This is a genomic window from Brenneria sp. L4-2C (assembly GCF_040240335.1).
Taxonomy (GTDB): Bacteria; Pseudomonadota; Gammaproteobacteria; order Enterobacterales; family Enterobacteriaceae; genus Brenneria.
The window spans coordinates 595,356-615,225 of the sequence record NZ_JBEIAC010000001.1; the positions used below are offsets into that span (position 1 = coordinate 595,356).

At 54.0% G+C, this 19,870-nt stretch carries 15 protein-coding genes; 6 read left to right on the plus strand and 9 right to left on the minus strand.

Annotated elements, in window-relative coordinates:
- Positions 1–2: 2 nt before the first annotated feature.
- Positions 3–2,120: a bifunctional 23S rRNA (guanine(2069)-N(7))-methyltransferase RlmK/23S rRNA (guanine(2445)-N(2))-methyltransferase RlmL gene (rlmKL, locus tag ABRZ26_RS02845; RefSeq protein ID WP_319602725.1), complete on the minus strand. Its 2,118-nt coding sequence runs from the start codon at positions 2,118–2,120 to the stop codon at positions 3–5.
- 97 nt (positions 2,121–2,217) lie between these two features.
- Here rlmKL and ABRZ26_RS02850 point away from each other — a divergent pair, with 97 nt between their 5' ends.
- A complete protein-coding gene (locus ABRZ26_RS02850) occupies positions 2,218–3,321 on the plus strand; it encodes a YcbX family protein (RefSeq protein WP_319602726.1) in 1,104 nt (367 codons plus the stop codon).
- Positions 3,322–3,332: 11 nt separating this feature from the next.
- Here the strand turns inward: ABRZ26_RS02850 and ABRZ26_RS02855 are convergent, their stop codons facing one another.
- The 4 genes from ABRZ26_RS02855 to pepN all read right to left on the minus strand — a co-directional run bounded on the left by ABRZ26_RS02855 (position 3,333) and on the right by pepN (position 8,058).
- On the minus strand, positions 3,333–3,902 hold the full coding sequence (locus tag ABRZ26_RS02855; RefSeq protein WP_319602727.1) for a cell division protein ZapC: 570 nt from the start codon (positions 3,900–3,902) through the stop codon (positions 3,333–3,335).
- 176 nt (positions 3,903–4,078) lie between these two features.
- Complete coding sequence (pyrD, locus tag ABRZ26_RS02860; protein ID WP_319602728.1) at positions 4,079–5,089, minus strand: quinone-dependent dihydroorotate dehydrogenase; 1,011 nt, start codon at positions 5,087–5,089, stop codon at positions 4,079–4,081.
- A 48-nt stretch (positions 5,090–5,137) separates the two neighbouring features.
- On the minus strand, positions 5,138–5,323 hold the full coding sequence (locus ABRZ26_RS02865; RefSeq protein WP_319602729.1) for a hypothetical protein: 186 nt from the start codon (positions 5,321–5,323) through the stop codon (positions 5,138–5,140).
- A gap of 119 nt (positions 5,324–5,442) precedes the next feature.
- On the minus strand, positions 5,443–8,058 hold the full coding sequence (gene pepN / locus ABRZ26_RS02870) for an aminopeptidase N (protein ID WP_319602730.1): 2,616 nt from the start codon (positions 8,056–8,058) through the stop codon (positions 5,443–5,445).
- Between the two features lie 233 nt (positions 8,059–8,291).
- Here pepN and pncB point away from each other — a divergent pair, with 233 nt between their 5' ends.
- The 5 genes from pncB to ABRZ26_RS02895 all read left to right on the plus strand — a co-directional run bounded on the left by pncB (position 8,292) and on the right by ABRZ26_RS02895 (position 14,676).
- A complete protein-coding gene (gene pncB, locus ABRZ26_RS02875; RefSeq protein WP_319602731.1) occupies positions 8,292–9,497 on the plus strand; it encodes a nicotinate phosphoribosyltransferase in 1,206 nt (401 codons plus the stop codon).
- 277 nt (positions 9,498–9,774) lie between these two features.
- Positions 9,775–11,175, plus strand: a complete 1,401-nt coding sequence (asnS, locus tag ABRZ26_RS02880) for an asparagine--tRNA ligase (RefSeq protein ID WP_319602732.1) — start codon at positions 9,775–9,777, stop codon at positions 11,173–11,175.
- 292 nt (positions 11,176–11,467) lie between these two features.
- Entirely contained in the window at positions 11,468–12,517 is a 1,050-nt protein-coding gene (locus ABRZ26_RS02885; protein ID WP_319602934.1) for a porin, read from the plus strand.
- A gap of 722 nt (positions 12,518–13,239) precedes the next feature.
- A complete protein-coding gene (locus ABRZ26_RS02890; RefSeq protein WP_319602733.1) occupies positions 13,240–13,455 on the plus strand; it encodes a hypothetical protein in 216 nt (71 codons plus the stop codon).
- A gap of 30 nt (positions 13,456–13,485) precedes the next feature.
- Positions 13,486–14,676, plus strand: coding sequence for an amino acid aminotransferase (locus ABRZ26_RS02895; protein ID WP_319602734.1), 1,191 nt, complete (start codon positions 13,486–13,488; stop codon positions 14,674–14,676).
- A gap of 75 nt (positions 14,677–14,751) precedes the next feature.
- Here the strand turns inward: ABRZ26_RS02895 and ABRZ26_RS02900 are convergent, their stop codons facing one another.
- The 4 genes from ABRZ26_RS02900 to ldtD all read right to left on the minus strand — a co-directional run bounded on the left by ABRZ26_RS02900 (position 14,752) and on the right by ldtD (position 19,864).
- Positions 14,752–16,470: a type III effector HrpK domain-containing protein gene (locus ABRZ26_RS02900; RefSeq protein ID WP_319602735.1), complete on the minus strand. Its 1,719-nt coding sequence runs from the start codon at positions 16,468–16,470 to the stop codon at positions 14,752–14,754.
- A gap of 218 nt (positions 16,471–16,688) precedes the next feature.
- Complete coding sequence (locus ABRZ26_RS02905; RefSeq protein ID WP_319602736.1) at positions 16,689–17,324, minus strand: MBL fold metallo-hydrolase; 636 nt, start codon at positions 17,322–17,324, stop codon at positions 16,689–16,691.
- A 69-nt stretch (positions 17,325–17,393) separates the two neighbouring features.
- Positions 17,394–17,942: a peptidoglycan L,D-endopeptidase MepK gene (mepK, locus tag ABRZ26_RS02910; protein WP_319602737.1), complete on the minus strand. Its 549-nt coding sequence runs from the start codon at positions 17,940–17,942 to the stop codon at positions 17,394–17,396.
- Between the two features lie 287 nt (positions 17,943–18,229).
- Entirely contained in the window at positions 18,230–19,864 is a 1,635-nt protein-coding gene (gene ldtD, locus ABRZ26_RS02915) for a L,D-transpeptidase (protein ID WP_502880282.1), read from the minus strand.
- Positions 19,865–19,870 lie beyond the last annotated feature (6 nt).

Genomic DNA, 19,870 nt, shown 5'->3' on the forward strand with positions numbered 1-19,870 from the left:
TATTACTTTTCCTCGCCGGCATGCTCTAGCAGCCAGCAGTTGTGAATTTGACGGTTACGGGCAAAATCCTGTGACTGCGTACGGTCGGTGATCTCTTTCGCCGTCAGACCTAACGCCGTCAATCCCGCTATATCCATCTGGAATCCGCGTTTATTATTGGAAAACATGATCGTCCCGCCCCGACGCAACAAGCGCTTGAGATCTTTCATCAACGTCAGATGATCGCGCTGGACGTCAAACGAATCTTCCATCCGTTTGGAGTTGGAAAACGTCGGGGGATCGATGAAAATCACGTCAAACTGTTCATTGGCCTCGCGCAGCCACGACAGGCAGTCCGCATGGATCAGGCGGTGCTGACGTCCGGTCAGACCGTTGGCCCGCAGATTCTTTTCCGCCCACTCCAGATAGGTGCGCGACATATCCACGGTGGTGGTGCTGCGCGCCCCGCCCAATCCGGCATGCACGCTGGCGCTGCCGGTATAGGCGAACAAATTGAGAAAATCTTTGCCCTGACTCATTTCGCCCAGCATTTTGCGGGCGATACGGTGATCGAGGAACAACCCGGTATCCAGATAATCCGTCAGATTGACCCACAGCTTGGCGTTATACTCTTCTACCAGCAAAAATTCGCCTTTCTGCGCCAGTTTTTCATACTGGCTTTTCCCTTTCTGACGCTCGCGCGTCTTCAGGATCAACCGATTCGACGGCAGTTCCAGCACGCTCAGCGTGGCATTAATGACGTCGAACAGGCGCTGACGCGCTTTCTGCGCGTCGATTGTTTTCGGCGGCGCATACTCCTGCACCACGACCCAACTGGCGTAACGATCGACCGCCACATTGTATTCGGGCAGATCGGCGTCATACAGGCGGTAGCATTCGATACCCTGCTGGCGCGCCCACTTATCCAGCTTGCGCATGTTTTTACGCAGACGGTTGGCGAAATCCTCCGCAATCTGTCCGCCGCCGCTCCCCTGACTCTCCGCCAACTGATAATTTTTCTGCACGCAGTCCAACGGGCCGTTTTTCGCTTTGAACTGACGCTCGGCGCGCAATTGCAGGCAACTGAGCAATTCCGGCGAGGCGCTGAACAGCGACAACTGCCAGCCGCCGAACTCGCTTTTCATCTTTCGCCCCAGCATATTGTGCAGCGCGATCAGCGCCGGTTCGCTCTCCAGGCGTTCACCATACGGCGGGTTGCTGACGATGGTGCCTTGCGGCCCTGCCGGCAATGGATTTTGCAACTGCACGGCGTCTTTTACGCTGAACGTAATTAACTCGCCCACGCCGGCGCGACGCGCATTGGCTTGGGCAATGTCAATCACCCGACGATCGTTATCCGAACCAAAGAAGCGGGAAGTCGTATCCCGCAATCCCTGGCGCGCGCGTTGCTGCGCCTCCGTGGTGATGTCGCGCCACAGCTGCGCGTCATGCTGTAGCCAGGCGTTAAATCCCCAATGGGTGCGATGCAAACCGGGCGCGCGATCGGCGGCCATCATCGCGGCTTCAATCAACAACGTGCCGGAACCACACATCGGATCGACCAGCGGCGTGCCTTGCCGCCATCCTGAGCGCAAGACGATCGCCGCAGCCAGATTTTCTTTCAACGGCGCCAGTCCGGCCCGATCGCGATAACCGCGTTGATGCAACCCCTCGCCGCTGAGATCCAAAGACACACTGGCGGTATCACGCTGTAAAAAAACATTGATGCGGATATCGGGCTGCTGTTTAGCCACATCGGGACGCTGCCCTGTCTTGCGGCTGAAGCTGTCCACAATCGCGTCTTTTACTTTTAAAGCGCCATACTGACTATTGCGGATCTCTTCATTGGTGCCGGTAAAATGCACGGCAAAGGTTTTGTCCACGCTGAAAATCGTCGACCAGTCAATCGCCTGCACGCCCAGATACAAATCCAGATCGCTGTGTACCTTGAATTCATTCAGCGGCAGCAAAATACGCGATGCCAGCCGACTCCACAGCAGGCTTTGATACAGTAAGCGATTATCACCCTGAAAATGCACCCCGCCTTGCACCACGGCACAGGCCTGAGCGCCCAGCGCTTCAAGCTCACTTTTTAATAATTCTTCCAGACCACGGGCCGTGCTGGCAAACAGAGCATTCATATCGTCGATATCACCAATAAAGAAAATTGAGGCGCATTATAGCTAATCCGTGACGCTTGTCATAAAGTTGCCGTTTTACTTCCACAGGGAGCACAAGGTGATTGGCGTCACGCGGCTTTATATTCATCCGGTAAAATCCATGCGCGGGTTGCAGTTGTCCCATGCCCTCGCGTCTGCAAGCGGTCTGGCGCATGACCGCGCCTTTATGATCACGGAAACCGACGGAACCTTTATCACCGCCCGCCAGTATCCCCAGATGGTGCTGTTCACCCCGGCGTTGCTGCCGGACGGTTTGTTTATTTCAGCCCCTGACGGTCAAAGCGCCGGCATCCGCTTTACGGATTTCATCAGCGCGCCGCAGCCAACGGAAGTCTGGGGCAACCACTTTACGGCGCAAATCGCCCCCGATGTTATCAATCATTGGCTAAGCCGCTATTTCAAGCGCCAGGTGCAATTACGCTGGGTAGGCAACGAACCGTCCCGCCGGGTAAACAAACATCCTGAGGTGCCGCTCTCTTTTGCCGACGGCTACCCTTTTTTATTGATCAATGAAGCCTCTTTCCAGTTGCTTCGCCAACGCTGTCCGGCGGGCATCAGCCTGGCACAGTTCCGCCCTAATCTGACCATCGCGGGCGCTGCGGCGTTTGCCGAAGACAGTTGGCGGACCATTCGCATCGGCGACGTGATTTTCGATGTGGTTAAACCCTGTAGCCGCTGCGTTCTGACCACGGTCAGTCTTGAGCGCGGCAAAAAACATCCCGCGGGCGAGCCGCTGACGACGCTACGGTCGTTTCGCACCGCGGAAAACGGCGATATTGATTTTGGTCAGAATCTGATTGCCCGCAATACCGGTTTGATTCGGGTTGGCGATACGCTGGAAGTGCTGGCGAGCAAACCACCCAGAATCTATGGCGGCGGCAAAACGGATGAATCTCTTCCCGCCCCGCGGCAAGACGAACAAAGAGTCGTTATTGAGTATCAGGGAAAAAGCCTGCCGGGAAATAATCAGCAAATCCTGCTGGAACAGCTGGAGCAACAGGGAATTCGCATTCCTTATTCCTGCCGCGCCGGGGTTTGCGGCTGTTGTAAGCTGACTTTAGTCAGTGGCGAAGTGTCACCGCTGAAGAAAAACGCAATCGGCGAAAATAGCGAAATCCTCGCCTGTAGCTGCATACCGAAAAGCGATATCAGCCTGCGCTAAGCTTGTCGATGTTAAACCACTTTGGCATACCGCACAGGCGATACGCCCTGATTATCGGCATCCTCGATAGCGATCGGTAATAATCTGTCATGCATGATTTTTATCGCATCGCCGAGGATCATTCGTTTGTTATTAAGCTCAAGGTGTTCCTGCGCCAGCAAACACAGACTGGCTTTATCGCTCGCTTCCGCGACCAAAAAACAGGCCGTATCATGATTTTCCGTTAATTGCGCCTGCACAATGTCACCCGCTTGCGGGGTAAAGGAATTACCTGAAGGCTGCTGTACGAAATGCCAACTCTTGGGCATCAGCGGTTTAAGAAAACGACAGGCGACCAGCGCATTCAATATTAATTCGCCCTGAAGATCCCGGCTCAACGCCATCTTGCGGCATTTCTCGTTATAGGTGAAAAACAGCGCCGCATCTTCAACACAGAACGCGCTCTCATTAAACGCATCCGGCGTTAACATTTTAGACGGAAAGCGAGAACGGAATAACATGCCATTGGCAAGATCCAACATCAGCCGATCGTGTTCAGTATCAAAATACCAGCGCCAATTATCGTCAGGTTTTAACTTCATATTATTCTACCCTTCGTTTCTTACTGTCGATTACACCAATATCGGAAACGGCTGATTGCAAAATGCTGCAATAAAAACCCGGCAGGTGTTGATAAATTTATGCACGAAAACGGATAAAATATAGACTAGCCGGGGGAATAAATAAACCCCCGGAGATAAATGAATCAGCGAAATGATTAAATATGTGTAACGATCTCTTTAATCAGGCCCGGTCCACGAAAAATAAAACCGGAATATATCTGAATCAGCGTCGCGCCCGCGTCGAGTTTTTCACGGGCGGCAATCAGTGAATCAATCCCGCCGACGCCGATAATCGGCAGACGGCCCGCTAATTCCTGAGATAAGCGACGGATAATTTCCGTGCTCTGCAACTGTAAAGGACGACCGCTTAATCCTCCGGTCTGCCCGCAGTGATTTAATCCCTGGATCAGTTTTCTATCGAGCGTGGTATTGGTGGCAATCACGCCATCAATATTATGGCGCACTAAACTATCCGCTATTTGGATCAATTCCGCTTCAGAAAGATCCGGCGCGATCTTCACCGTTACCGGGACATATTTCTGATATTTCTCATTTAACTCTGCCTGTTTATTCTTTATAGACAGTAAAAGATCGTCCAACGCCTCGCCATATTGCAGGCTGCGCAATCCCGGCGTATTGGGTGAAGAAATATTTATTGCGATATAACCCGCATGCGCATAGATCTTATCCATACAGATCAGATAATCGTCTTTCCCCTGCTCGACCGGCGTATCTTTATTTTTGCCGATATTGATCCCTAATACGCCGCCAAAGCGTGATTTTTTTACATTCTCAACCAGGTAATCGACGCCCTGATTATTAAATCCCATCCGATTAATCAATCCTTCCGCTTCAACAATACGGAACAGTCGCGGCTTATCATTGCCGGCCTGCGGACGCGGCGTGACGGTACCCACCTCAATGAAACCGAATCCCATGGCGCCCAGCGCATCGATACAGTCGCCGTCTTTATCCAGACCGGCGGCCAGACCCAGCGGATTTTTAAATGACAGTCCCATACAGTTTACGGGTTTGGTGGGAACTGATTGTCGGACGAGAAATTCAAAAGGCGTGTGGGTAATACGGCATAATTGTTGGAAGGTCAGTTCGTGTGCTCGTTCTGGATCGAACTGAAATAAGGCTTTCCTGATAACGGGATAGAACATATCGTCTCCTGAGATCCCAATCGCAAATAAATAAAGTCAGAATACTCTTTAGCGTTGGGCGGAAATGGTAATTCCATCAGGCAGGAAAGTAAAACGATTGCGCACGGAGGCTTGCGCTATTCCTTCTCGGGCAGGAATAGCGCACACGGAAAACGCAGGTTGCTGAGAAACCCACTCCGCCATAGTCATCCCCGCGCAGGCGGGGGAGCTTTCGCTGAAACCATTGGCTGCCATCGGCTGATTCCCGCCTGCGCGGGAATCACGGATTTGAATTCGTTATCACCCATGGCGACTTGGTCAATGATCTAACGCAGACCAAACGGCTTGCGTAGAGATCAATATCGAACCCTGCTTTAATCCTGCAACGCCTTGCCGATTTTCTCGAACAGATCGCCGGACAGGTTATCCAGCGTTTTTAACTGCTCCAGCGCCTGACGCATCAGCGCCTGGCGCCCGGCGTCATAGCGTTTTAAACGGATCAACGGCTCAATTAAGCGCGCCGCGACCTGCGGGTTGCGCGTGTTGAGGTCGGTAAGCACCTCCGTCAGGAAGCGATAGCCGCTGCCGTCTTGCGCATGGAACGCCGCAGGGTTGGATGCGGTAAAGGCGCCGATCAGCGAACGCAAACGGTTTGGATTATTCAAACTGAACGAACGATGTTGCAACAGCGCGCGCACCCGCGCAAGCACATCGGCCGCCGGACTGGTCGCCTGCAAGACAAACCATTTATCCATGACTAACCCATCCTGATGCCAGCGATCGTCAAAACGGCGCAGCAGTTCATCCCGCGCCGGTAACTGCGCGCTCACCGCCGCGGACAGCGCCGCCAGCGAGTCGGTCATATTATCGGCCTGCTGATACTGAGCGGCCACCAGCTTGTCGGCCTGGGCGGCGTCGCCGAACGCCAGATAGAAGAGACACGCATTGCGCAACGCGCGTTTGCCGATGTCCTCATGCGCGATGCGGTATTGCGGCACCTGATTGTTGCGATAAACCGCCAGCCATTCATCCGCCATTTCTTTCGCCATCGCCCGCACCAGGCCATCGCGTACGGCGGCAATGGCGACAGGATCGATGATCTCAAACAGTTCGGCGATTTCATTTTCACTCGGCAACGTCAGGATCTGCGACGCCAGCATCGGATCCAAATTCTCATCCAGCAAGATCGCGCGGAAAGCATCGATGACATGCATCGGCAGAGAAAGCGGCTGCTTTTGCTGGTAGCGCGCCACATTCAGACGAATGTAGTTCGCCAACAGGCTTTGCGCCGCGTCCCAGCGAGAAAATGCATTGCTGGCGTGACGCATCAGGAATGTCAGTTGATCGTCGCTCCAGGCGTAATTGAGTTTTACCGGCGCGGAGAACTCACGCAATAAAGAAGGCACCGGTTGGCAAGGCACCTGATCGAAAACAAAGGTTTGTTGCGCCTCGGTGACGTTCAACACCGAAGACAACGTCTCGCCGTTGCTTTGCAGCGGGATCGCCTGCCCGCCCTCATCATACAATTCGATATCCAGCGGGATGTGCAGCGGCTGTTTTACTTGTTTGTCGGCGCCTACCGGCGTCATCTGACTGACGGTCAGGGTGTATTGCCGGGACTGCGCATCGTAGTCGTCGCGGACCGTCAGCACCGGCGTGCCTGACTGGCTGTACCAGCGGCGGAACAACGCGAGATCCACGCCGGAAGCGTCTTCCATCGCCTGCACAAAATCGTCGCAGGTCGCCGCGCTGCCGTCATGACGTTCAAAATAAAGGCGCATGCCTGCCTGGAATTTCTCCTCGCCCAGCAGGGTATGCATCATGCGGATCACTTCCGCGCCTTTTTCATACACGGTCAGCGTATAGAAGTTATTCATTTCTATCACCTGATCGGGTCGTATCGGGTGCGACATCGGGCTGGCGTCTTCGGCGAACTGCGCCCCGCGCATTACCCGGACGTTATCGATCCGATTAACCGGGCGCGATCCCAGATCCGAACTGAATTCCTGATCGCGGAAAACCGTCAGACCTTCTTTCAGACTGAGCTGGAACCAGTCGCGGCAGGTGACGCGGTTGCCGGTCCAGTTGTGGAAATATTCGTGACCGATCACCGCTTCAATATTCAGGTAGTCTTTATCCGTTGCGGTTTCGGCCTTCGCCAGCACGTATTTGGAGTTGAAGACATTCAGGCCTTTATTTTCCATCGCGCCCATATTGAAGAAGTCCACCGCGACAATCATGTAAATGTCGAGGTCATACTCCAGCCCAAAGCGGGTTTCATCCCACTTCATGGCATTTTTCAATGATGTCATCGCCCAACCGGCGCGATCCAGATTACCGCGATCGACATAGAGCTCCAGCGCCACATCGCGGCCGGAACGGGTGGTAAAACGATCCTGCAAAACGTCAAAATCCCCGGCGACCAGCGCGAACAGATAGCAGGGTTTCGGGAAAGGATCCTGCCATTCGATCCAATGGCGCCCATCATCCAGATCGCCCTGGGCGATACGGTTGCCGTTAGATAACAAGTAGGGGTAGCGCGCTTTGTCCGCGGTAATGCGGGTGGTGAATTTCGCCAGCACGTCCGGGCGATCGAGGTAATAGGTAATGTGGCGGAAACCTTCCGCCTCGCACTGCGTACACAGCGCTTCGCCGGACTGGTACAACCCTTCCAGCGCGCTATTGGCCGCCGGATTGATTTCCGTTTCGATGCTTAGCGTGAACTCGGCGGGCAACTGCGTCAGCAATAACCCGTCATCCAATTCCTGATAATGGGGCCATGACGAGCCATCAACATGCAGACTCAGCAGCGTCAGGCCTTCGCCATCCAGCTTCAGCGGCGCGCCCGGCTCGCCTTGCCGCACGACCCGGCTCACCGCTTTTACCTTGGTTTTCTCCGCATGCAGGTCGAAATTCAGCGCAATGTCCGTAATAGTGTAATCCGGCGCCCGGTAATCTTGGCGATATTTCACTTGTGGCTGTTGATTCATATAAAGTTTTCACCTCGTCATAAGCTTCAGGAACCCAGTCTATGCCTGTTACGTCAATGTTACCACGACAAAATAATGAGAATAATAATCCCGTCAGAGCACGTTTGAATCTCGCGTTAGGCACCCCAATATGTTGTGATAAGGTATTATTTGCAGAAGCAAGGTATACTGATCGAACCTTGCCGATTGTCCCGACGATGGACATACGTCTAACGAGGATGCTGTAACGCATTATGACTTTACACTCTCCCCCGATTCTAACGTCGTTACTGGATACCGACGCCTATAAGCTGCATATGCAACAGGCGGTGTACCACCATTATTATCATGTCGATGTCGCAGCGGAATTCCGCTGCCGCAGTGACGAATTGTTAGGAATCTATGCTGAAGAGATAACCGAGCAGGTGGCGCTGATGCGTTTCCTGGCATTGAGCGACGACGAATATCGCTATCTTTCCTCTCTGCCTTTCTTTAAGCAGGATTATCTCGATTGGTTGCGTCAATTCCGTTTCGAACCACAGCAGGTCAGCATCAAAAATCACCACGGACAACTGGATATCCGCATCGCCGGACCGTGGCGCGAAGTGATTTTATGGGAAGTCCCCTTGCTGGCCGTGATTAGCGAGGTCGTGCATCGCAATCGTTCGCCCCAGGTCGGCCCTGAGCAGGCGATCGAGCAATTGCAAAAAACGCTGGCGCGCTTTCGCACCCTCAGCGCGGATATCGATACCCGCCATTTTAAACTGATGGATTTCGGCACTCGTCGCCGCTTCTCCCGTGAGGTACAGCAAGCGATCGTCGGTACGTTGCAGGCCGAGTTTCCTTATTTAATCGGCACCAGCAACTATGACCTGGCCCACCGGTTAGCATTGACGCCCGTCGGCACGCAGGCTCATGAGTGGTTTCAGGCTCACCAGCGCATCAGTCAGGAGCTTGCCAACAGCCAGCGCGCCGCCTTGCAGATGTGGCTGCACGAATACCCCGATCAATTAGGCATCGCGCTGACGGATTGCATTACGATGGATGCATTCCTGCGTGATTTCGACTATCCGTTCGCCAATGCTTACCAGGGACTACGCCATGACTCCGGCGATCCCATCGACTGGGGCGAAAAGGCCATCGCGCATTATCAACGTTTGAACATCGACCCGTTAAGCAAAACGCTGGTGTTCTCCGATAATTTAAACCTCGAAAAATCCCTCGATATCTACCGCCATTTCTGGCGGCGGATCAATCTGGTGTTCGGTATAGGCACGCGGCTGACCTGTGATATTCCGGGCGTAAATCCGTTGAATATCGTCATTAAACTGGTGGAGTGCAACGGTAAACCGGTGGCGAAGCTTTCCGACAGCCCCGGTAAAACCATTTGTCAGGATCAGGCCTTTGTCTCCGAATTACGCAAAGCGTTTGACTTACCGCGCATCAGAAAGGCCAGTTAAGCGCCGCACATACCTCCAGGCTGTTTAATCTTTGACCCACTGCCGCCGGAATGCATAAAACTTATGACATTCCGGCGATTTCTACTTGTGTCCTGCCTGACGGCAAGTAACATAGCAAAACCCCAATATTTCCGGTCGCTGACAACCGTTAATCCGCCGATCGCTTAGCGCGTTATGCCTGCGTGGGCGGGGATCGCCGAGAAGCCAAGGCGGCAACGGCCAACGATCGATTGGGGCCGTGACGTTTTTAAACCTTATTAATTGAAGAGAGAATTTTATGAGCGTAGTGCCTGTAGTCGACGTACTGCAAGGCCGTGTCGCCGTTGACAGCGAAGTCACCGTGCGCGGCTGGGTACGTACCCGGAGAGATTCTAAAGCCGGTATCTCCTTTGTTGCCGTTTATGACGGCTCCTGCTTTAATCCATTACAGGCGGTAGTTAATAATAATCTTTCTAATTATCAAGAAGATGTTCTGCATCTGACCACCGGCTGCTCGGTTGAAGTCACGGGCAAGGTGGTCGCCTCCCCCGGCGAAGGACAGAGTTTCGAATTACAGGCTTCCGCGGTCAACGTGATCGGCTGGGTTGACGATCCCGATACCTACCCGATGGCGGCCAAACGCCATAGCATCGAATATTTACGCGAAGTGGCGCATTTACGCCCCCGCACCAATCTTATCGGCGCCGTGGCTCGCGTTCGCCATACGCTGGCGCAGGCGATCCACCGTTTCTTTAACGAAAATGGTTACTTCTGGGTGTCGACGCCGCTGATCACCGCCTCCGATACCGAAGGCGCCGGCGAGATGTTTCGGGTTTCCACGCTCGATCTGGAAAACCTGCCGCGTACCGAGCAGGGAAAAGTGGATTTCAGCGAGGACTTTTTCGGTAAAGAAGCCTTTCTGACGGTTTCCGGTCAGTTGAATGGCGAAACCTACGCCTGCGCGCTTTCCAAAGTGTATACCTTCGGACCGACTTTCCGCGCCGAGAACTCCAACACCAGCCGTCATCTGGCGGAATTCTGGATGATTGAACCTGAAGTGGCTTTCGCCTCGCTGGATGATATCGCCGGATTGGCGGAAAATCTGTTGAAATATGTATTCCAGGCCGTGCTGAATGAACGCGCCGATGATATGGCGTTTTTTGCCCAGCGCGTGGATAAAGAAGCCGTCAGCCGGCTGGAAAGCTTCATCCACTCCGATTTCGCCCAGGTCGATTACACCGATGCGGTTGAGATTCTGCTGAACTGCGGCCAGACATTCGAAAATCCGGTTTACTGGGGCGTCGATCTCTCTTCCGAACACGAGCGTTATCTGGCGGAAAAACATTTCAAAGCGCCGGTGGTGGTGAAAAATTATCCGAAAGACATCAAAGCGTTCTACATGCGGATGAACGACGACGGCAAGACGGTCGCCGCCATGGATGTACTGGCGCCGGGCATCGGTGAAATTATCGGCGGTTCCCAGCGTGAAGAGCGTCTGGAACAGCTCGATCGTCGTCTGGAAGAGATGGGACTGAATAAAGAAGACTACTGGTGGTATCGCGATCTGCGTCGCTACGGCACCATTCCGCACTCAGGTTTCGGGTTGGGCTTCGAACGTCTGGTTGCCTATGTTACAGGCGTACAAAATGTGCGCGATGTTATCCCCTTCCCGCGTACACCGAGGAACGCCAGTTTCTAAATAAAAATTTAATATAAGTAAAACAAATATGTAGAAAAGAAGAGCCGAGAATTTCGGCTCTTTTTTTTAAACTTAGAGATTTCTCACAAAGTTCCCTATTTTTTACATTTTGAAATACATTTTTTCTATTTGTTACCCGATTACGAAGTTAGTATCATTTTCGAGGTAGATTAACGGGCCTGTGAATGGAAAACTGCGTTCAGACACAGGACGACACCAAACTTTCAGGAATAGTTCCCCAGAATTATTTATGGCAGTGGCAGGTGTCCTAATAACACCAATGAGGGTAATAATGATGAAGCGCAATATTCTTGCAGTGGTAATCCCGGCTCTGTTAGCAGCTGGTGCAGCAAATGCAGCGGAAGTTTACAATAAAGACGGCAACAAGCTGGATGTTTACGGTCGTGCAGAAGCTCGTTATGAATTCGTAGACCAGGATAACGGCGACGGTAACTCTGATAAAACCCGTGCTCGTCTGGGTGTTCGCGGTGAAACTCAGATCACCGATCAACTGACCGGCTATGGTCGTTATGAATTACAGTTTGGCGCGACTAAAGACGATCACAACGGTGTTGATACCCGTCTGGCGTTCGCCGGTCTGAAATTCGCCGATTACGGCTCTCTGGATTTCGGGCGTAATGCCGGTATCCTGCGCGGCGCGATTGACTACACCGATATCCTGCCGAACTACAGCGGCGACTTCGGCGGCACCGACCACTTCCTGACCGACCGTTCCAGCGGCGTGTTGACCTACCGCAACACTGATTTCTTCGGTCTGGTTGACGGCCTGAACTTCGGCTTGCAGTATGCTGAAAAAGATGAAGTAGGCGCCGATGTAACAGAAAATCACGGCGACGGCTGGGGTACTTCCGTAAGCTATGACTCCGATATCGGTCTGGGCGTCATCGCCACCTATGCTTCCGTTGATCGCGCTTCGCACACTCAAGGCGGCGTTTCCGGTCAGAAAGCCGACACCATCATCGGCGGCGTGAAATACGATGCCAACAGCGTTTACCTGGCTGCGATTTACGGCCAGTCCCGCAACCTGGCCGCTTACAGTGGCGTATGGGCGGATAAAACCAAATTCTTCGAAGTCAGCGCTGCCTACAACTTTGACTTCGGCTTAACGCCGTCGATCATCTATTCTCAGGCGAAAGCAGATAACGACACCGCTCAAATTGACGATTACAGCAGCAAATATGTTGCCCTGTCCGCTGATTATGCGTTCAACAAGAATATCAACACCTATGCCGTCTACAAAATCAACCTGCTTGACAGCGATAACAAACATGGCGTCAGCGACGACGACGCAGTATTTGTTGGTCTGAAATATCAGTTCTAAGTTGATTGTGTATGTAACGGTCTGACCGTGCATTATGCATCGTAAAGGCAGCGCTTCGGCGCTGCTTTTTTATTGTATGACCAAACAGTGCTGATAAATTTTCCTCCACCAGCGCGCTCGTTACGCTATAGCACTGGCTATGATCCCCGGCGATCACCCCCTTCCGTCATTCCCGCCTAGGCGGGAACCACTCAATGACTACCCACTGTTCCAGCAAGCGATCCTCGCTTACCGCCGCGGGGATGACGGGGGTGTTGGCGGGCATAACGGGGTGTTCGCGGGCATGACGGGACTCCCACCGGCGTCATTCCCGCGTAGGCGGGAATCACTCAATGACTATCCACGGTTCCAGCAGGCGATCCCCGCCTACCGCCGCGGGGATGACGGAATGGAGGGCTGCGGAGATGACGGGGTGCTAGCGGGCATGACGGGACTCCCACCAGCGTCATTCCCGCGTAGGCGGAATCACTTAATGACTACCCACGGTTCCAGCAAGCGATCCCCGCTTACCGCCGCGGGGATGACGGGGGTGTTGGCGGGGATGACGGAGTGCTGACGGGCATAACGGGGTGTTGGCGGGCATGACGGGACTCCCACCGGCGTCATTCCCGCGTAGGCGGGAACCACTCAATGACTATCCACGGTTTCAGCAAGCGATCCCCGCCTACCGCCGCGGGGATGACGGGATGGAGAGCTGCGGGGATGACGGGGTGTTGGCGGGCATGACTGAACTCCCACCAGCGTCATTCCCGCGTAGGCGGGAATCACTCAATGACTACCCACGGTTTCAGCAGGCGATCCCCGCCTACCGCCGCGGGGATGACGGAATGGAGGGCCGCGAGCATGGCGCAGATACCAAGATTCCCTTTCTTTTATTTTTTTTAGCCCAGCGGTTGGCAAAGCCTTTTACTGGCGTTAATCTGGAAATTCGTGCTTAACCCCTCTGCATGCTATGGAATACATAATCAATGTTTGAAAATATCTCTGCCGCACCTGCCGACCCCATTCTTGGGTTGGCCGATCTTTTCCGCGCCGATGAGCGTCCGCATAAAATCAATCTGGGTATTGGTGTTTATAAAGATGAAACGGGTAAAACGCCGGTGTTAACCAGCGTGAAAAAAGCAGAACAATATCTATTAGAAAACGAAACCAGCAAAAACTATCTGAGCATTGACGGTCTGCCCGCCTTCGGTCAATGCACGCAGGCACTGCTGTTCGGCAAAGAAAACAGCATCATCGCCGACAAACGCGCCCGCACCGCGCAAACGCCGGGCGGTACCGGCGGCTTGCGCGTGGCCGCCGATTTTCTGGCCAAACAAACCAGCGCAAAACGTATTTGGATCAGCAATCCAAGCTGGCCGAACCATAAAAATATTTTCTCCGGCGCCGGTCTGGAAGTGTGTGAATATCGCTACTACGACGCCGCCAACCACGCGCTGGACTTCGATGGCATAGTAAGCAGCCTCGCGGCGGCCCAGGCGGGCGATGTCGTACTGTTCCACGGCTGTTGCCATAACCCGAGCGGTATTGATCCCAGCGCGGAACAGTGGTCGCAACTGGCCGAGATTTCCGTTGCCAAAGGCTGGTTGCCGCTGTTTGATTTCGCCTATCAGGGCTTTGCCCACGGGCTGGAAGAAGATGCGCAAGGCCTGAGGATCTTTGCCGAGCGGCATAAAGAGCTGATCGTTTGCAGTTCTTACTCCAAAAACTTTGGTTTGTATAATGAACGCGTGGGTGCCTGTACTTTGGTTGCCGCCGATACGGCCACCGCCGATAAAGTTTTCAGCCAGGTGAAAGCGGTCATTCGCGCCAATTACTCCAATCCGCCGTCGCACGGCGCCGCCGTTGTCGCCACTATCCTGTCTAATGATGCGCTGCGGGCCATCTGGGAGCAGGAACTGACGGCCATGCGCGAACGCATTCAACGGATGCGTCAGCTGTTCGTCAATACGCTACAGGAGAAAGGGGCCAAACAGGACTTCTCGTTCATTATCAATCAGAACGGTATGTTCTCCTTCAGCGGCCTGAATAAAGAGCAGGTTTTACGTTTACGCGACGATTTCGGCGTTTATGCCGTAAACTCCGGGCGTATCAACGTGGCGGGCATGACGCCGGAAAATATGGCTCCGCTGTGTGAAGCCATTGTCGCCGTGCTATAACGCATTGAGATAAGAATGAATAAAGCCAGCTTTGACGCTGGCTTTATTATTTATGGGTTCCGGTACGCAGGCTATTCAGCGCGGCTTGCTAATATTGAATTGCTCCAAAACGGGATTCACCGTGCGGGCGAAATCCGCACGACGATGCCTTAACTTACTTTTAGCGTTGAAAAAGCCGACCAGATCGGCAATCCCCATTCCCAGCGCAAGCGCCCCGCTCACAGCCCAACCGACGGGACCGGCCGCCGCCCCTACCGCGGATGCGGCGGCGGCCCCCGCGGCCTCGCCGGCGATTGCGCCGACAACTTTACCGGCCACCGCCGCCCCCGCGCGCTCAACCAGCCCAACTACAACTTTATTACCTGCGGCTTTGGTCAGATCGGTGGTGTGCATGGATGCCTGACTAAAGCTAACGGCTTTATGCAGACCGTTTCCCGCCATGTCCAGCGCGCTTTTTATTCCGGGACGCTCGGTCTCTTTCTGCGTTGACGACAGCGGCGAATCATTTGGCGATGTCAAAAAGGCCGACGGGTCCGCTAATAACGCCTGAGCCAATTCGGGGTCGGACAGTTGCAGCCGCAAAGACGCCTGAGGTACGTTCTGTTCGAAATGGCGGATGACGTCGCTATCCTGTTGCAGTGTCTCAATATGCTGCTGCAACTCCTGCTCCGTCTGCGACGTATCACGATATTGCCGTCCGGCAATCACCTGGTCGAGCGTCTGCTGGAGCTTGATCAAGGTAGCGGCTTTCTGATCGGCGTTGTAGTGCGCAGGCTGAGCAAAAACATCCTCATCCAGGCCGGAGATATCCGTTTTCGTCGCCAATCCCAGCGCGGCGGCATTATGAAAAGTGCTTGCCGCCTGTTGCGCATTCGTCGGCGCCTGATCTTTCATCCAGCTTTTGATGTCGTGCCACATTAATTTACCGTCATGCGCCACCCGGGCCAGTTTCTCGCCTTTCACATCGCCGTGCTCAAGCTCGCCAAACAGCCCAGGGTGCGACCACAGCTTGGCCGCCGAATGCAGCAACGGCGACAAAGTCGGATTATCATTCACAATAGCCTGAAGATCGGTCAACGTTGAGGTGCGTTTATTCTCCATCGGTTGCGCATTGGCGGATGATTTCGCCGCATCGGCCGCCTGAATCAGCGGCTCATTGGCCAATAGCATCGCCGCCGACTGAGCCAGCCGTCGTGACTGTGCGTCAGCGTCAGGGTGGGCCTCGTTATATTCCCGCAGACTATCCCGCGCATCGCCGGCCCGTTTCTCCATATTTTTAATAAAACTTTTGATATCCCGGCGAGAGATAAAACCATCCGCTTTGCCGCCATCCCTGCCGGTATCCAACGCGGTCAGCAACGCCGGATTCTGACGGATGTACGCCATCGCCTTATCGGCATCCGCGCCTCCGTCGAGCAGCATCTGCGCCGCCGCCAGCGGGCGGTTCAACTTTTGCGCCGCCGCGCCCCTTTCTCCTTCGGGTAAGTCGCCGACCAGGGGTTGCCACTTATTCAACGCTTTTGTAATGCTGTAGCGGGATTGATCGAGAAAGCCGCCGTCGATGACTTGCTCTGCGCCGGCGCGGGGTAAATGCGTTTTCTCCGCGGGCGCCGATGCAACCGGATGGCGTATTGGATGAACATTGACAGACGAAGCCGGCGAGTGAACAGTTTGACCAAACTCAATGCTCCCCCCCGACGCAGACGTCGTGCGGGCCAATGGCGCAGCGACGTCATGCGTATTAACCGGTACGCCCGGCCAGACATTCCCGCTGCCATTGATTCGATTTACCACATCCATTCTCCTTGTTAACCAATAACGCCCGTATTCTCTGGGTGATAAAACACGGCGGAGAGTTCCCGTTGCGTTTTCAGTAATCGCTCAGGCAGGCGGATGGCGGCAAATACCGGGATGGGGAAAATAGGTTGGCGCAAACTCGCGGAGAATGAATAGCATCAGGCCAGCCGCTTAAGCCAGCTGACGGGCCTAAGCGACTTAATCATTGCAGGTAACTACAATCCCCTGAGAAACGGGTTGGTCTTGCGCTCCTGACCCAATGTCGACATCGGGCCATGACCGGGAATAAAGGCGACATCGTCGCCCAGCGGCAAGAGTTTGTTGCGAATCGATGCAATCAGCGCCTGATGGTCGCCCTGGGGAAAATCACTGCGCCCTACGCCGCCGTTAAAGATCACATCGCCGACTTGCGCCAGACGCGACGCCGCGTCAAAGAAGACAATATGCCCGGGCGTGTGGCCAGGACAATGCAACACGGCCAGCTTTACGTCGCCGATCTTGACCTCATCCCCTTCTTTTAACCAGCGGGTAGGCTTGAGCGCCTGACAGTCGCTTAAGCCAAACATGCGACTCTGCGCCGGCAGTCCGTCCAGCCAAAACTCATCTTCAACCTGCGGCCCCAGGATCGGCGCCTGATAGAATTCAGCCAGCTCAGCCGCTGCGCCTACGTGATCCAAATGGCCGTGGGTAAGCAAAATCTGCTTAACGGTAATTCCCGCCTGGGCGACTGCTTGTTTGATTTTCTCCGCTTCCCCGCCCGGATCGACGATGGCCGCTTCGTGGGTATTCTCGCACCATAATAGCGTGCAGTTTTGGCTGAATGCCGTAACGGGGACGATTTGATACTTCATACCACTCCAAATAACCTCATAGCCAAATCAGGGTGACCTGAATAATGACATATTCTTTAATTTCCTGGCTTACCAGGTACGCACCGGACCGGTATCAATATGCACAAAGTTACTGCGCGGATAATAACCGACTCCGCCAGCGCGCATTTTTACCGCGGCCTTGCGCAGGTTGGCAAGCTGGACGCCTTCGATATGGAAATCCATCGCCTGCCCTTTGGTATGATAACTTTGCTTGGCGACGCCTTTGCGATGAGCCCGCAGTTCATTGTTGGTATCTATCGCGCGATATCCGGAAATCAGCTGTACTGGCTTGCTCGTCCCCAGCATCACCTGTAGTCGGTATAATTGGTCGAAAAGTTGCGGATCGATAACTTTCACTTTATTCGCGCGATAATCACGGAAAAAATGATTCAGCCGCGACAGCTCTTCCTTATTATAACGACGGCCATCAAAAAACTCGGTTTTGATGCGCTCTCCGGTATTAAGGTTATTCAGCGTCAAAATACGTGGGCGGGGAGTAGATAAAGTCGCGAATGCCTGGCTGGGAAGAAGCGCAATACCCAATGCTGCACCACCCAGCGCAAGCCATTTACGGCGATGATTGTCGATGTCTTCCATAGAACGGGTTACCCTGACTAAAAGAACGGTATCTGCGCCCTGAATAATTCAAGATACCGGCAGGCGGCAATAAAAGACCAATTCGTCAGCGACGAATTCGACCAGCCAGCGCACGGGCGACTTGAAGTATGACGGGCAATAAAGGAATAAAAACGCACTGTCTTGCACCTTAACCGTCTATCAAAAGTGAGTCAACCCGCTTTAGCCAAGGGGTTGCGGAGGATCGCAATGATTCCCCGCCTAACCCGCTAACGGTTGGTTTCGCTAATTGCCGGAATTTTCAATAGTTACAGTAATAATAGCCCGGCCTTCGGCAGAATCTGCGTTCCTGACCTTGCCGTATCATCATAATTGTAAATATCTGTTCGGAATTGAGGCTTACCATCATCCGCCACCCAAGCCGTTAAATAATAAAGACTTACCGGGATCCGGTGTTTAATGGACGCGTAGGTGGTATTGCCCTGTTCCAGGGTGGAAGAAATACGGGCATTATTCCAGCCCGCATCCTGTAATAACAGATTTGCCAGTTCGGCGGCTTTATTGACGCGAACGCAGCCGGAGCTCAACGCGCGAATATCGCGCTGAAACAAATTATGGTTCGGCGTATCATGCAGATAGATCGCATCGGAGTTGGGCATGTTGAACTTATAACGTCCCAGGGAATTGTTTGCTCCCGGCGCCTGACGCAAACGGTAAGGAAAACTCGCCGGCGACACCGTGGACCAGTCAATCATCGTCGGGTCGATCGCCTCCGCATCCTGACTCCAGCCCGCCAGCACGGTGTAACCATGACGCTGCAAATAGCCCGGATCCCGAACGACTTTAGGAATAATGTCCTGACGCGTCAGCGTCGTCGGCACATTCCACGGCGGATTGACCACCACATTATACAGCGAGCTGCTCATTAACGGCGTTTTACGCCGCGGCTGACCGACAATAACGCGGGACGACAGCCGCTCCGAGCCGTCCTGATAATAAATCAGGGAGTAATTGGGGATGTTAACCATAATGCCGGTATGCACATTGTCCGGCAGCAGGCGTAAACGCTGGATATTCAGCGCTAACAGCGTGGCGCGCGTCTGCGGCGACACATTCAACCAATCGCGCGTGCGCTTACCGATAACGCCGTCGTCATCCAGCCCCTGCCAATGCTGGAAACGTTTTACCGCCGCCACCAGTTCGCCGCTGTAGCTATTTTCCGGCGCGACAAGCAGATCGTCCGCCAGCGCGATATCCTGCGGCTGATTCGCCGCCGCTACCGTATCCTCGCCGGACAAGGCGACAGGGTCGGTCGGCGCCAGCATGCCCGAACGCTGCAGAATCTCGCGCAATACGGGAACCGACGCGCTGGATTGCCCCGGACGCAGGCTTTCAGACAGATTTAACGTCGGCCAGGGGCGGTTATCCGCCAGCATGTTCTTCAGCGCCTGATGCATTTTGGCATACTGAGAATGCCGCGGCGCCAGTGAAGCGATATACGCCGCGCTTTCGCCGGTTTGGACAGCCTGTTGCCACAGGTTGACGACGCTGGCCGGCGGTGATTGCAAACGATAAGGCGTGTTGCTGTATAACCAGTTATTACCGTTATTTTCCACGCCGGAAACGAACTGCAAATAGCCCAGCATGGCATCGGACAAGATGATGTCACGCGCAAATCCGGTGATTTGCGGATCGGTCAGCCAGGTCACCCATGCGGTGAACTTTGGTTGCACGCCGGAAATCGCCAGCTCGGCCAGCTGCTGCTGAAGCTGTTGCACCGCCTGACTGTCCGTCCACATCGGCTGCATATGATGTAATGCATATAATGATGACAATTCGGAGAGATAGTGAGGCATAACGCCTTGCGGCAACGCGGTTAACAACGTCGCCCGACTATTCTCGACAGAAACGGAACCCACATTTTTAGATTGACCAGATAACATCTCGGG

Excerpts from the sequence above, each read along its gene's own strand:
- rlmKL (WP_319602725.1), bottom strand. The coding sequence starts at position 2,120 with ATGAATGCTCTGTTTGCCAGCACGGCCCGTGGTCTGGAAGAATTATTA.
- ABRZ26_RS02855 (WP_319602727.1), bottom strand. The coding sequence starts at position 3,902 with ATGAAGTTAAAACCTGACGATAATTGGCGCTGGTATTTTGATACTGAA.
- pyrD (WP_319602728.1), bottom strand. The coding sequence starts at position 5,089 with ATGTTCTATCCCGTTATCAGGAAAGCCTTATTTCAGTTCGATCCAGAA.
- ABRZ26_RS02865 (WP_319602729.1), bottom strand. The coding sequence starts at position 5,323 with ATGGCAGCCAATGGTTTCAGCGAAAGCTCCCCCGCCTGCGCGGGGATG.
- pepN (WP_319602730.1), bottom strand. The coding sequence starts at position 8,058 with ATGAATCAACAGCCACAAGTGAAATATCGCCAAGATTACCGGGCGCCG.
- pncB (WP_319602731.1), top strand. The coding sequence starts at position 8,292 with ATGACTTTACACTCTCCCCCGATTCTAACGTCGTTACTGGATACCGAC.
- asnS (WP_319602732.1), top strand. The coding sequence starts at position 9,775 with ATGAGCGTAGTGCCTGTAGTCGACGTACTGCAAGGCCGTGTCGCCGTT.
- ABRZ26_RS02885 (WP_319602934.1), top strand. The coding sequence starts at position 11,468 with ATGATGAAGCGCAATATTCTTGCAGTGGTAATCCCGGCTCTGTTAGCA.
- ABRZ26_RS02890 (WP_319602733.1), top strand. The coding sequence starts at position 13,240 with ATGACTGAACTCCCACCAGCGTCATTCCCGCGTAGGCGGGAATCACTC.
- ABRZ26_RS02895 (WP_319602734.1), top strand. The coding sequence starts at position 13,486 with ATGTTTGAAAATATCTCTGCCGCACCTGCCGACCCCATTCTTGGGTTG.
- ABRZ26_RS02905 (WP_319602736.1), bottom strand. The coding sequence starts at position 17,324 with ATGAAGTATCAAATCGTCCCCGTTACGGCATTCAGCCAAAACTGCACG.
- mepK (WP_319602737.1), bottom strand. The coding sequence starts at position 17,942 with ATGGAAGACATCGACAATCATCGCCGTAAATGGCTTGCGCTGGGTGGT.
- ldtD (WP_502880282.1), bottom strand. The coding sequence starts at position 19,864 with ATGTTATCTGGTCAATCTAAAAATGTGGGTTCCGTTTCTGTCGAGAAT.